Origin of the sequence: Desulfonatronum thiodismutans, from assembly GCF_000717475.1 — a bacterium.
GTDB lineage: Bacteria > Desulfobacterota > Desulfovibrionia > Desulfovibrionales > Desulfonatronaceae > Desulfonatronum > Desulfonatronum thiodismutans.
Genome location: NZ_JPIK01000018.1, coordinates 39,981 through 53,307 on the forward strand (window position 1 = coordinate 39,981; position 13,327 = coordinate 53,307).

At 60.5% G+C, this 13,327-nt stretch carries 12 protein-coding genes; 8 read left to right on the plus strand and 4 right to left on the minus strand.

The features are described from left to right. The first annotated feature begins 4 nt into the window (after positions 1–4). The 7 genes from GY33_RS0113245 (at position 5) to GY33_RS0113275 (ending at position 6,695) form a co-directional block, all read left to right on the plus strand. Complete coding sequence (locus tag GY33_RS0113245) at positions 5–421, plus strand: CoA-binding protein (protein ID WP_031387791.1); 417 nt, start codon at positions 5–7, stop codon at positions 419–421. After that, a complete protein-coding gene (locus GY33_RS0113250) occupies positions 414–875 on the plus strand; it encodes a YkgJ family cysteine cluster protein (protein WP_031387792.1) in 462 nt (153 codons plus the stop codon). The genes GY33_RS0113245 and GY33_RS0113250 overlap by 8 nt, the downstream gene beginning before the upstream one ends. Positions 876–925: 50 nt before the next feature. Beyond that, positions 926–1,756: a J domain-containing protein gene (locus tag GY33_RS0113255; RefSeq protein ID WP_031387793.1), complete on the plus strand. Its 831-nt coding sequence runs from the start codon at positions 926–928 to the stop codon at positions 1,754–1,756. Positions 1,757–1,845: 89 nt separating this feature from the next. Then, positions 1,846–2,415, plus strand: a complete 570-nt coding sequence (gene grpE, locus GY33_RS0113260) for a nucleotide exchange factor GrpE (protein ID WP_031387794.1) — start codon at positions 1,846–1,848, stop codon at positions 2,413–2,415. Further along, positions 2,412–4,160 (plus strand): Hsp70 family protein, encoded by a 1,749-nt coding sequence (locus GY33_RS0113265; RefSeq protein ID WP_031387795.1) that lies wholly within the window; start codon positions 2,412–2,414, stop codon positions 4,158–4,160. Before grpE ends, GY33_RS0113265 begins: the two co-directional genes overlap by 4 nt. A 19-nt stretch (positions 4,161–4,179) precedes the next feature. Next, a complete protein-coding gene (locus GY33_RS0113270; RefSeq protein ID WP_031387796.1) occupies positions 4,180–6,297 on the plus strand; it encodes a hypothetical protein in 2,118 nt (705 codons plus the stop codon). Positions 6,298–6,308: 11 nt separating this feature from the next. Further along, on the plus strand, positions 6,309–6,695 hold the full coding sequence (locus tag GY33_RS0113275) for a J domain-containing protein (RefSeq protein WP_031387797.1): 387 nt from the start codon (positions 6,309–6,311) through the stop codon (positions 6,693–6,695). A gap of 50 nt (positions 6,696–6,745) precedes the next feature. Here GY33_RS0113275 and GY33_RS0113280 read toward each other — a convergent pair whose 3' ends face one another. The 4 genes from GY33_RS0113280 to GY33_RS0113295 all read right to left on the minus strand — a co-directional run bounded on the left by GY33_RS0113280 (position 6,746) and on the right by GY33_RS0113295 (position 11,642). Then, positions 6,746–8,314: a sigma-54-dependent Fis family transcriptional regulator gene (locus tag GY33_RS0113280; RefSeq protein ID WP_031387798.1), complete on the minus strand. Its 1,569-nt coding sequence runs from the start codon at positions 8,312–8,314 to the stop codon at positions 6,746–6,748. Between the two features lie 100 nt (positions 8,315–8,414). Then, positions 8,415–9,002, minus strand: coding sequence for an indolepyruvate oxidoreductase subunit beta (locus tag GY33_RS0113285; protein WP_031387799.1), 588 nt, complete (start codon positions 9,000–9,002; stop codon positions 8,415–8,417). Between the two features lie 2 nt (positions 9,003–9,004). Then, on the minus strand, positions 9,005–10,840 hold the full coding sequence (gene iorA / locus GY33_RS0113290; protein WP_031387800.1) for an indolepyruvate ferredoxin oxidoreductase subunit alpha: 1,836 nt from the start codon (positions 10,838–10,840) through the stop codon (positions 9,005–9,007). Between the two features lie 91 nt (positions 10,841–10,931). After that, positions 10,932–11,642: a tetratricopeptide repeat protein gene (locus GY33_RS0113295; protein ID WP_031387801.1), complete on the minus strand. Its 711-nt coding sequence runs from the start codon at positions 11,640–11,642 to the stop codon at positions 10,932–10,934. Positions 11,643–12,083: 441 nt separating this feature from the next. Between GY33_RS0113295 and GY33_RS0113300 the strand changes: the two genes are divergently transcribed. Next, a complete protein-coding gene (locus tag GY33_RS0113300) occupies positions 12,084–13,280 on the plus strand; it encodes a hypothetical protein (RefSeq protein ID WP_031387802.1) in 1,197 nt (398 codons plus the stop codon). Positions 13,281–13,327: the final 47 nt, after the last annotated feature.

A 13,327-nucleotide genomic window follows, 5' to 3' on the forward strand; every position in this document is an offset into this window, starting at 1 on the left:
TCACATGCTCAATCTCGCTGAGCTAGCCGCCCGTCTGGCTCAGGTCAAGACCATCGCCGTGCTCGGGGCCAAGGACGTCCCAGGGCGTCCCGTGGACCGGGTCGGCCGGTACCTGATCAACAGCGGTTTCACCATTTTCCCCGTTCACCCCGTTCGCAAGGACGTCTGGGGATTGCCCACCTATGCCCGGCTCCGCGATATTCCCGAACCCATCGACCTCGTGGACGTTTTTCGCGCTCCCCAGTTCTGCGCGGATCATGCCCGGGAATGCCTGGAACTGTCTCCTTTGCCCGGAATATTCTGGATGCAGACCGGCATAACCAACCACGAAGCCCGTGAATTGCTTGAGGCGGCCGGCGTGCATGTGGTTGAAGACCTTTGCCTGATGATTGAACACCAACGCCTTGCCGACCATGGATAATCCAAAGGAAAACGCCGCGTTCACCTGTCTGCGCTGCGGCGGTTGCTGCCAGGGCGAAGGAGGCATCGTGCTCACCGAAACCGACGTGGACCGCCTTTGCGGCCATTTGGGCATGGAGCGCCAGGCTTTTGCCGCCGCCTACGTGGAGACGGTCGGCGGCAAGAATCGGTTGCGGACCGACGCCAAAGGATGGTGCATCTTCTTCGCCGAGGGCTGCTCCGTGCATCCGGCCAAACCCACGATCTGTCGCGCCTGGCCTTTTTTTCGGGGCAACATGGTGGACGCGACAAGTTGGGAAATGGCCCAGGACGCCTGCCCGGGCATCAATCCCGGACCGGGGCATGTCGAGTTCGTCGCCCAGGGAGAGACGTATCTGCGGAGCCTGGAGGTGGAACCGTCCTCGGATGTCGGCCCGAATGCCCTGCGCGGGAGGGATGCGCAAGACGCCTCCTGATCGCCCCTGGCCGCATGACCTGAAGTCACTCTTCCCGGACCGGTTCAGCCATGTCTTTGAATCGCAGCTACAAAATCCTGGGCGTCTCGCCCAGCGCCACCCTGGAAGACGTCAAAAAGGCCTTCCGCAAGCTGGCCTTTGCCTATCATCCGGATCTGCATCCGGACATGCCCGACGCATCCCGCCGGTTTCAGGAACTGAACGAGGCCTACATCACGGTTTCCCGCCATCTGGAAACCCAATCCGAAGCCGCTGGTCAACCGCCTCCGGGACCGAAAAGCCGCCGTCCACAAGCCGACGGCAAGCGACCCAAAGACGCTCAAGAAACGCCGGGCGGCGCTTCGCCAGGTGCTTCGACGGGCGCATCGGAAAGCGATTGGTTCTCCAGTTCCCGCTACGCCAAGACTGCCCACTCCCGCTATCGCCGCCAAGCGGCGTACCAGCGGGAGGATCTGCTTAAGGATCTGCTCAAGGACCCCTTCGCCCGTCAGGTCTATGAAGACATCTACAGTCAGGTTCGAGGAACGGGACGCGAACGGACCGCGGCGTCCGCCGAGGAACATGCCAAGAAGGTGCTGCGCGTGGAATGGGGGGATCGCAAGCTGGAGCTGGACTTCTCCCGAAGCCTCAAGGACCGCGTTGGAAGCTGGCTGCGCCGACAGTTGGACGACGAACAGACGGTCTCCTTTCCCCGCCGCCAACTTTTTCCCGGCAAACACGTCCGCATCCAGATCCAACAAGGCTGGCGCGGCCCTGCCACCACCCTGGACGTGGCCCTGCCGCCGGACTTCATCCCTGGCCAACCCGTCCGGCTTAAAGGCAAAGGCCGCAAGATCGGCCCCTGGCAAGGCGACCTCTATCTGCGTATTCTGCCGAAGTAGGGGCGGTTCGCGAACCGCCCCTCCACCTGACCGCGCTCGTGCCACCCTCCAACCGTGAACCCCAAAACCATCCATTATGGAGAAGTGATTTGTTTTCCTTTTTCAAGAAAAAGCCCGATCCGTTGGAACCGATCCGCGCCGAACTCCAAGACCGGATAGATTCCTTGGGTGAACGATTCGAGGCCTCGTTGGAACGTATCGACGAAGCCCTGCGCAAGACGGCCACCCAGGTTCGCCGTCAGGGCGTGGCCCTGGACATGATCCGGGAGTCCCAAGAGCAAAAGTTGGATGCGGTGTACGCCCTGCTTGCCGAACGCCAGGACAGTGGGCAGCAGGAACTTTTGGCCTTTGCCGAGGCATTTGTCCGTTACATCGCGCACCAGGACGGCGGGGACGAGTCCCTGCGCCAAGCAGAAAACAAGTTCAGCATGTTCCTGGAGTCCCAGGGCATTGAAATCATCTGGGATCTGCACGAGGCGTTTGACGACGCCCGGCATCAAGCCTGCGACACCCGCGACGATCCAGGTTTTCCGGACGCGACCGTCCTGGATGTGGTCCGGCCAGGTTTCCTGGTTGGTGGACATACCAACCCTCCTGCCCTGGTTGTGGTCAACAAGCGCACCTCTCATCTCAGCATCCTGCACGGAGAAGATTCATGACTTCCATTTTCGGCATTGATCTCGGCACTACCAATTCCTGCATCAGTCTGCTTCGGGACGGCAAGCCCGAAGTCATCCCGGTGGACGGGTCCCCCATCGTCCCTTCGGTGGTCAGTTTTGACGGAGATTCGGTCATCGTGGGCCAACGCGCCCGGAATCGCGCCCTGCTGTACCCGGAGCAGACCATCGCCTCCATCAAACGGCGCATGGGTGATCCAGGCCCCGTTGAAATCGCGGGAAAATCCTATTCACCGGAGCAGGTTTCAGCCCATATTCTGACCTACCTCAAGGAACAGGCCGAAAGCCAGTTGGACGAAGAGGTGAACAATGTGGTGATCACCGTGCCGGCCTATTTTTCAGACGCCCAGCGCCGGGCCACGCGCGCGTCGGGCGAACTTGCCGGGCTGAAGGTGGAGCGGATCATCAACGAGCCCAGCGCGGCGGCCTTGTTCTACAACCACCTCCAATTGGACGAACCAGTCGGCAACGGCGAGCAGTTGGCCGTGGTCTACGACCTGGGCGGAGGGACCTTCGATGTGTCCGTCCTGCGCATCGGCGAGATCACCGAAGTTCTGGCCAGCACGGGCAACACCCGCCTGGGCGGGGACGACTTTGACCAGAAAATTCTGGAGTTTTGCGTCGACCATATCAAAACAAAGCATCATCTCGACCCTCGCCCCCACCGCCCAGCCATGGCCCGGCTCCTGGCCGCGGCCGAACGGGCCAAGATCGGCTTGTCCACGGTGCCTTACGTCCGGATCGAAGAAGCCCTGCTGCCTGTGGGAGGCGACAATACCATCGACATTAGCCTGGAACTGTCCCGGGAGCGATTCGAGGACATGATCCAGGACTATCTGGATGCCACTCGGGACGAGGTGAACAAGGCCCTGGGCGAAGCCAGTCTGAGCGCCGCGGACATTCATCAGGTCCTGTTGGTGGGGGGCTGCACCCGGATCCCGGCGGTGATCCGGCTCATGGACGAAATGTTCGGCCCTTCCCGCAAGCCCCCGGTGGATCCGGACCTGTGCGTGGCCAAAGGCGCGGCCATCCAGGGCGGGATCATCACCGGGCAGTCCTGCGAACACGTTTTCATCGACGTTACGGCTCATTCATTGGGAACGGCGGCGTTGGCCGGAGAGTTCGAACGACGACTGCAAGTGGTTCCGATCATTCCCCGGAATACCCAGGTTCCGGTGCGGCGTTCCGAGTTATTCTACACCGTTGCTCCGGAGCAGGACGAGGTCAATGTCACGGTTTACCAGGGTGAGTCACGGGAACCGGAAGAGTGCGAGTTGATCGGCAAGATCGGCCTGCGATTGGCCCCGGCCCCGGCCCATTGCCCGATTCTCATCGAATACGCCTACGACCTGGACGGCATCATCCACGTCCGCGTGGAGCAGAAGGGCTACAGCAAGATGAAGGAAGCAAACCTGGATTCCCGACGGCGGGGGCAGCAGTTCGGGGACGTGCTGGAAGACGAGGTTATCGACCTGGATCTGGATGATCTGGAGGAGGACGGCGGCGAGCCCGACGACGCGGAAACGTCTCCGCAACTCTTGAACTATATCCTCCAAAAAGCCCGCAATGCCTTGGAGCAACTGCGAAACGACGGCAACACCGAGGCGGGCGATCTGCTGAAGTTGATCACGGCCTATGAACAGGCCCTGGGGGGCGAGGACGACGACGCAGTGGAAGAGGCTGAGGAACGGTTGTTGGACTTTCTGGATGAACTGAAAGCTGATTAGGATTCAAGGCGGGAGCGATATGGCCAAAAAACGGACCAAGCCGTCCAAGAAAGGCAAAAAGCAAAAGCACGCCCAGCAGTCCAGGCCGGAATCCAAGCTGCGCCATTATTGGCAGGAGGGAAAATGGGACGGATTCGTGGCCATGTATCTGCGCCGCCACGCCGAACCGCTGCCCCAGGACCTCCACGACCGCTGGGGGGATGCGGTATTCAACCTGCTGGTGCAAACGCTGTTCGTGGACCGGACTCCGAACATGTTGCCGTCCCTGTTCGAAATGCTGCGTTCAGGCCCAGTTTTGCCAGGGGAAGTCCAGGCCTGTCTGGAATTGACGGCGCTTTACCACCGCTCCCTGGATACCGATGTTTCATCTGTCGAGTTAGAGGCCGTTCCAGCGGACCTGCCTGCGCCTTTCGGCACCCTGCGCGCCGCGATGATCGAGGCTCGGGAAACCGCCCTTCGAGACGCACGGGAAGTCGCTGAACGGGGGCTGCCCAAGCGGGCCACGGACCAGGGCGTCAAAGCGCTCAAGGGATTTGTGCAAAGTTGCGAAAAACTGCGCGAGGTCGGGTTTCAGTCCCGGACCATCAGCACATACAAGACCCTGGAGAAGCATGCCAAGGCCTTGTCCTCCCCGCTTGTGGCCGCGGGCAAAAGAAACATTGCCGTGGACCTGCAAGTCCTGGTCGGGATCTGCAAACATCTTTTTGAGCTTCAACGCGAGGGGGAGTCGGCCTCGGCGTTGCAAGTCCTGGGGATGCTCACCCGCAACAAATTCACCTTCACCGACCATCCCGCGCTGTATGGCCTGGTCGACATGCTCCTGGATCAGGCCGGTCGATCGCTAGGTCCAGGGGTTCGGGCCGAACTCCAGCGTTCTTTGCGCCTGCTATATCCATCCAGGCTCAATCCAACCGCGCGGTCCGCCCCCCGGTCTCAGGCGATCCAGGCCGCCTTCCTGGACTATATTTCCACGCACGGAATCCCGCGGGGCCTGGTGCTGCACCATGTCTGCGTCCGTCTGCTGCGGACGGATGTCTGGTCGATCCGGGAGCGCTACGTCCTGACGGCGCTGGGCATCAAGGCCCTGAGCGATCTTGCCGCGTCAAGAAGCCCTCTGCCCTTTGAGCAGGATGATTCCGAGATGGACGATGTGCGGACGAACATACCCGCCTGGCTGCGCGACATGGTTGACATCCATGAGCGGCTGAGCATCCAGAACCAGTCCAGGAGGCTTCCGTTTACACTTTGGGACGAGATGGTGAGGGCGGCCTCGTTTGACTTTCTCGAAAGACAAGTCCGTTTCCTGCGTGAACTTGCTTCTCCACCCCGGTTTCCGAATATCAGTCTGCTCCATCTTGCGGAACTGGCCGAGGAGGTCTTTTCCGTCAAAGAGGCCAAAGCGCTCATGGACAAATTGGCCGGCGACCGGAATCAGCAGGCCATGACCCTGAGTGAAAAGGACTGTGAAGATCTTGTTGGAGGTCTGGACTTTTCAGAGGCCGCCGAGGAAGCCCTGGAAGCTTGGCGGCCGTACTTGGAAGGCCCTTCCTGGTCGCGGCTCCTGGATGCAGCGGCAACAGCCGTCGTTGATCGCACCATTAGCATGGAGTCCGCCAATCCGTTCTTTCGGATGCTTTTGGGGAGCAGGCCCGATGAGAATTTCCTGCGTTACATGGCGGATAATCTGCCTGATACCGCCCCGCTTTCCGGATTTTTCCGCATGATCAGCCAAACCGGCTTTGATACCCTGCCCAAGGGCAAGAAGCAGGCTGCAGCGTTTTTTACGGGCTTCCCACCGCCGGGGCTGGCGGTCAAGTTGCTCATGTTGATGCTGTCCTGGCGAGGAGGGTCGGTGGTCAGCAGGCAATTCCTGCTGGACGTGATTTTCCGCATCCCGGAGGAGCTTACCTGCCGGAACGAATGGCTGCGGGTGGTCACTGAACTGGAGGACTTCGGACGCAAGGAGATGTTCCCTGAGCTGCTGGCCTTCTGGGGCGAGCGAGGCTGGGTCGCCGATCCTCCCAGCGCGGACTTCAAGGAAGCGCTGGTCCTCGTCCAAAAAAATCTGCTTCCCAAAACCACGCCAAAGCAAAGGCGACAAGCCATCCAGCGCAAAAAGCAGCGAACCCTTTTCTAAAGAGACATACCATGTTTGAAAAATGCACCCGCACCCTTCGTGTTTCCCCGGACGCCACGACGGAGGAAGTCAGGCAGGCCTTCGTCAAGCTGGCCAGACGCTGGCCGCCGGAGCATTTTCCGGCCCGGTTCACGGAAATCAAGCACTGCGCCGACTTGCTGAACCTGGAAGATTCGGTCGTGGAGGAATTGCTGACCAGGATCGTGAAATCCGATGTGATTGATCTGTTTGTCGGACTCTTGCCCGAATCCGCCGACGCCTCGGAGGACGTCGCGGCGGCCGCCTCGGAATTCGACCTTCCCGCGTTCATGGAGCTGCTCAACCCGGGACGGCGGCGCCAGATCATGTTGGGTTGTCTGGACAATATCCCGGATGGGGCGGCGTTTTATCGGAGGTGAGGGAAAGGTGGATTTTGGGGCTGTTTTTGGGGCGGGTTTGAAACCCGCCCCTACTTGTTGGCGAGCTTGGTAGCGAATTTCTTTGGCTCTATCCCGTATTTCTTGATCTTGTAGTTCACGATCCGGTAGCTGATGCGCAGTTCGCGGGCCGCCTGAAGCATGTTGCCCCGGGCCTTTTTCAGGGCGTCAACGATGATTTCCTGCTCGAATTTGGCCACGGCCTCGCCGAAGGAGAGGTCCATGTCCGTGGCCGAGCTTTCGGCGGTCTGGAGGGTCGGGGGGAGGTGGTAGGTGCGGATGACTTCCTCGGTGCAGAGCAGCACGGCCCGTTCCAGGCAGTTGCGCAGCTCCCTGGCGTTGCCGGGCCAATGGTACTGGGTCAGCAAATCCAGGGCCGGGGTGGAGATGCGTTTGATCTCTTTGCCGTATTCCTTGGCGTAGGCACTCAGAAAATGCTCGGCCATGGGCAGGATGTCCTCCCGGCGTTCCCGCAGGGGCTGGACGTAAATGGGGAAGACGTTGATCCGGTAAAACAGGTCCTCACGGAATTGCCCGGCTGCGATCAGGTCTTCCAGGGGGCGGTTGGTGGCGCAGACCAGCCGGGTGTCCACGGTGATGGTCTGCTCGCTGCCCAAGCGCTGGATTTCCTTTTCCTGGATGGCCCGGAGCACCTTGGCCTGGGCGTCCAGGCTGAGTTCACCGATTTCGTCCAAAAACAGCGTCCCCTGATGGGCCAGCTCGAAGCGGCCCTTTTTGCTCTGGACCGCCCCGGTAAAGGCCCCTTTTTCATGGCCGAACAGCTCGCTCTCCACCAGTTCAGCGGGCAGGGCCGCGCAGTTCAGGCGGATCAACGGCTGACCAGCCCTGGGGCTGGCCGTGTGGATGGCCTCGGCCAGCAATTCCTTGCCCGTGCCGGATTCGCCGCGCAGCAGGACCGTGGCCCGGCTGGGGGCCACCTGGGAAATCTGTTGCAAGACCAGGCGCATGCTCTTTGAAGCATGAACGATGTTCTTGGGCGAAAAGCCGGGATCGTAGACGGCCAGCCCTTGTTCCAGAAAGTGCTGCTGCCGGGCCATGTCCTCCTGGAGCCGGGCCACCCGGTGGGCGATGATCCGGGCCACCACCTCCAAAAAGCGGCAGTGGGTCTGCAAAACCTGCATCGGCGCCGTGGGCAGATCCACGCTGAGCACGCCAAGGATTTCCCGCTCCTTGTTCTCACCGCCTTCCTGCACCACGGGGACGCAGATAAAGGCCAAGGTGTCCATCTCCTCCTTGCCCCGGCCAAAGGCCCAGTTCAGGAAATCCGGGTGTTCTCCGATCACCGGGACGATGATCGCCTCGCCTTTGGACAGCACCTGTCCAGTGACGCCCTGGCCCTCCCCGTAAGAAACCTGTGACGGCTTCTGGGGGCCGTGGGTCAGGCTGAGCTTCAGGCTGCGGGTTTCGGAATCGTAAATGGCCAGAAAGTTGCGTACGTACCCCAGGTTGTGGGACAGAACCTGGAGCACGGCCTTCAGGCTGGTTTCCAGATGCACGTCCGGCTGCATCTGATCCAGAATTTCCTTCAAGGTATCCAGACTCAGGGAGAGGTTGTCCAGTGTGACGGCTCGGGAAGGCATGGGTTCCTTGGTCGACGAAGGGTCGAGTTCGATAAAGGACAAGGGCGCGGCGCTCGCGTGAGACGAACCGCCGCGCCCTTGAAGAGGTTAGGGGGGCTGATCAGGCCACGGCCGCGGCGCCGAGACGCAGGGCCTTGACGTTGGCGTCCACCAGTTTGGGCGCCAGAGAAGCCGTGATGGTCTTCTCCATGCGCTCGAGACCGAAGGGCAGGCGGTTCAGAGCGCAGAGCGCGCCCAGCAATGCCAAGTTTCCGGCCTGTAATGCCCCGGCTTCCAGGCCCAGGCGTTGGCAGGGCAGGAAGTGCACGTGCGGAGTGCATTCCCGGACCATGCGTTCCATTTCTTCGAAGGGCGGAGACTGCTCCCGTCCGCAACATACGCTGACCGGGGGCAGTTGCTCGCTGCTGCTCAGGATCAGGCCGTCCGAGGCGAGATAGGGCAGGGCGCGCAGGGTTTCCAATGGTTCGAACCCCAACAGCACGTCGGCCTCGCCCGGGCTGATCCGGGGATTGACGTATCCGCCCATGAGCACCGTGGATTCCACGATGCCGCCGCGCTGGGCCATGCCGTGCACTTCCCCGGCAACTACGGGAATGCCTTCATCCAGAGCGGCCTGAGCCAGCAGGCGGGTTGCCGTGACCGTGCCCTGTCCGCCTACGCCGGTGAAGAAAATACGCAAACGGGACATGGTTAGCTCCTTTTCCGGGGTTTGATGTGTTCGCAAAGCTGCACACAGAACATGCAGCCGTTGCACTGGTCAGGATTGATGACCATTTTCCCGTCCTGGGTGAAAAAGGCCGGACAGGCGAGATGATCCATGCATTCGTTGCACCCGTCGCAGCCTTCCTCCACCACGGCCGTGGCCGGGCGTTTCCGACCCATGACCCGGCGGGCGAAGAGCGGGCAGGGCTCTTCGGCGATGAGCACCCGGACCCCGGACAGGGCCTTGAGCTCCTCCAGAACTTCCTTGGTGGCCTTCATGTTCAACGGGTTCTGGACCCGGACGTGCTCCACCCCGCAGGCCTTGACCAGGGCCAGGATGTCCACCCGGGCCGTGTTCGGCCCCTTGGAGGTGTGTTCCACTCCAGGATGGGGCTGCTGGCCGGTCATGGCTGTGGTCTTGTTGTCCAGGATGATCACCAGCAGATCGTGGTGGTTGAATACGGCGTTGGCCAGGCCGGTGATTCCGGAATGAAAGAAGGTGGAGTCCCCGATATAGGCCACCACGGTGCGACCGCTGACCTTTGCCAGCCCCGAGCCCGTGGAGATGGAGGCGCCCATGCACACGCAGGTGTCCGCGGCCCGCAGCGGCGGCAGGACCCCCAGGGTATAGCAGCCGATGTCCGAGGAGTAGAGCGCCTCGTCGCCGAACACCTGGCGCACGCTGTAGAACGCGGCCCGGTGCGGACAGCCGGGACACATGTTCGGGGGGCGCATGGGCAGGCCTTGCGGCGCGGGGCAGGGTTTTGCCGCGGTTTGAGGCAATCCCAGGGCCGCGCTCAAGCCTTGCTTGACGATCAGCGAGGAATATTCGTCAAAATGCGGCAGGTGCTCGCTCTTGCCGTGGATTTCCACCTCGATGCCCAGGCGGTGGGCCAGGGCGCTGATTTCGGTCTCCAGGATCGGTTCACCCTCTTCCACGATAATCACCTTGGACAACCCGCGCAAAAAGTCCTCGATCATTTTTTCCGGCAGCGGGTAGGAAAAGCCCAGTTCCAGCACCCGGACCTTGTCCAGCAGGTCCAGATCCGTCAGGGCGTCCTTGAGGTAGACCCTGCTGACGCCCGAGCTGATACAGCCCACGTCGCCCTGACCGGAGACCTTGTTCAGCGGGGATTTTTCCGCTTCTTGCCGCAATTCTTCCAGCTTCTGCAGCAAAATTTTATGCCTGGCCCGGGCCACGGCCGGAACGATCACGAACCGTCGAGGGTCGGAAACAAAGGGCGCGCCCTGCACCGGCGGTTGCATCTCGCCGAAGACCACTTCGCCGCGCTGGTGGTTGACCCGGGTGCTGGTACGCAACATGACCGGCTGCTCAAACTGCCGGGACAGGTCCATGGCCGCCCTGGTCATGTCCTTCATTTCCTGCGCGCTGGAGGGCTCCAGGCAAGGCATGCCCGCCAGCCGGGCATAGTAGCGGTTGTCCTGTTCGTTCTGGCTTGAGTGGCAACCCGGATCGTCCGCGCTGAGCAGCACCAGACCGCCGGGGGCTCCGAAATAGGCCACGCTCATCAGCGGGTCGGCAGCCACGTTCACTCCAACGTGCTTCATGGTCACCAGGGTCGACGCCCCGCCCAATGTGGCCCCGATACCAACCTCCAGGGCGACCTTTTCGTTGGTCGAGTATTCGAAGCCGTAGCCGCCTTTGTCGCTGAGTCGAAAAAAGGTGTCCGGAACCTCGGACGACGGAGTGCCAGGATAGCAGGACACAAAACTGACTCCGGCCTCCAGTGCTCCGCGAACGATGGCCTCGTTGCCCAACAGCAGGTGCTTTTCACCGGCTTGTCCAGAAAGAAGAATGTCCATACGTTGTGGTACCTCATCAATAACGGTTGGTGTTGGTCGCGCGGCGAACCGTGCGGTCGAAATCAAATCTGAATGCGGTGCACTACGGCCTCTATGACGATTCTCCGGCCATGCGCTGACGAATTTGACTCGCCTTGAAGGCCAGATAGTCCGACTGCCGACCATCCTCACGAGCCTGCAACTCTTCAAAGGTCCGCAAGGCCAGTTCCCAGTTTCCAGCGGCCTCGGCGGCTTCGGCTAGTTGGAGCAGCACGATGGGCAGAAATTCCTCGGAAGCCCCGTTGCGCAGGGCTGTCAGTTCCGTCACGGCCTCATCGGCTTGGCCCAGGTGCAGCAGGGCCGTTGACCGTCCCATGCGGGCCAAGGACTTCCAGTTGTCGGGGCCTGCCTCGACCAGGAGTTTCCAATACTCTTGGGCCGTTGCCCAGTCTCCGATATTCTGAGCCGCCTTGGCTGCTTCCAGGTGGTGGCGGGGCAGCAGGGGCTTGGCCATCTCTCCTCGCAGCCGTATCAACGCCTCCAGCCGCTCGACGCCCTGGTTTTCCAGCAGTGCTTGGCTCAAGGCTTGTTCGCTGTTGGCCAGTTGGCGTTCCTGGTAGGCATTGAACCCGGCGTATCCGGCAACAAGAACCACGAATACCGCTGCGGCCGCGACGAGCTTCTGCCAATGCTCCACGAGCTTCTCAAAAAAGGCGCGGGACTGCGTGCCGATCTCCGACTCGAATCGTTCTCCAAAACCTTTGTCCTCCGGGGCTTCCTGCTCCGGAAGCGACTCGCGGGGATGCTTTTCTTTTGCCGACATCAACGACTCCCTTTGAAAAAATGTAGAATGTACAGAATTGTGACTGGACGTTCTGCTACACAGAAATGTAAAAAAGGTAAAGCTGAAAAAGTCCTTCAAACGGCAGTGGGTTTCAGTTGCCTTATATTGTTGGATTTTTGCGGCCTGTGAGAAAGCGTCACGGGCATCATGATCTTGTGTCGTCAGTCCTTTTTCTCAAGAGATTCTCCTGTCTCTCGCTCTCAAACCGTTTTTCTGAACGTTTTTGTTCTCCTCGTGACCTTTTATTTTGCAAAAGATGTTGGTACGAATCAAAACGCAACAGGCGACACTGCTGACCGTCTGTTTGGTCATCGTGCTTTTTTCGAACGTACTAATCCTCGCCATCAGCGTGCAAACCGCTAAGCATCCTTTGCGACCCGCTTTTCTTTAAGATATCCAAGCTTTTTTCGGAGCCATGCCATGCCTCAACTCTTTCGCTTTCCGAAGGCGCGTCCTTCGGTGTCCGTAGCGGCCTTCTTGCTGACGACAGCAATCCTTTTCGCCACCGCATCCACCATTCGCGCAGGCGACGCCCAGGATTTTCCAGAGCCCGTGGCCTCGGCCATGTCCACGCTGATCGAGCGCATCCAGGACCGTGGTCCCATTGAGACGCAGGATTTGCTCCCTCTTCTGCGCTTTGCCCGGAACTCCGTCTTCACTCGGGACGACTGGGACGTTCCCAACCTGTTGAACGCCACCGGAGGGTATTACGGATACGGCATCGCCGCGCCCGTGGGCCGGATCATTAACCACATCTACCATTCTGAACTGCCGCCTTCCCTCTTTCACCCTTCGGTGGTTCGCGTCGGCAAATGGTCCGAGGAACCGGAAGAAAACATTCCCGAGCTTTGGAAGAATCTGGAGGAAGGGCAGGTCGTCGTTGTTCGTGGGCGGGAACTCGAGGAAAACACGCCGGATGTGAGCACTGGGGGTTATTACACCTACCAGACGGATCGCATGATCGTGCTGGTTGCTCATGAAGGGGAGAAATACCTGCTGTCCGTGAGCAAGCAAAAGGACGAATCCAGCGTAGGGCGCAAGGGCGTGGTCATCGGCGACGACCAGGACTGGAACTACTTTTACACGGATGAGGAAGGGTTGACCACCGGCGGCTTGGGGTGGGTAAATTCCTACATGTTTGACTCTTTTTCCGTGACCGTGCTGTCCGCGGACCCCGTCGATCCCGAGCGCACCCGCCATGCCATGTTCAAGTGGGTCCGGGCCGGTTGGTCCGGGATGAACATGGTCCGCCCCAGTCACGTGCGTAACGGTTGTCAGCGCTTCGCTCAGAGCCTGGTCCGTTTGATGGAGTCGGACGACCTCCCGGAAATCGAAGCCCTGATAGCCATGAGCAAGCGAGTTCAGGCCATGGATGAACAGGAGGTTTTGCGAACTCTGCAACCGTACATCGAAAGTCTTCGAGAAGCCGCCTCCGAGGATTCCGTCCTCTCACGCAGATCCTTTCAACGCATCCTGAACCAGGACAACCCCCTGGAGCACTACAGTCTGTACGCAAAGCAAAGCCTGGTCATGAAAGAATTTCTGAAGGCCAGCGTCGGGCTTCCGGCCTTGCTGGCCGTGAACCAGGACGAGGTCCTGGTCTCGTTTCTGCGCTAACCGCGCTTTTTCCGACAACTGGTCGTTCTTCGCGTGGGGGCGGTCGT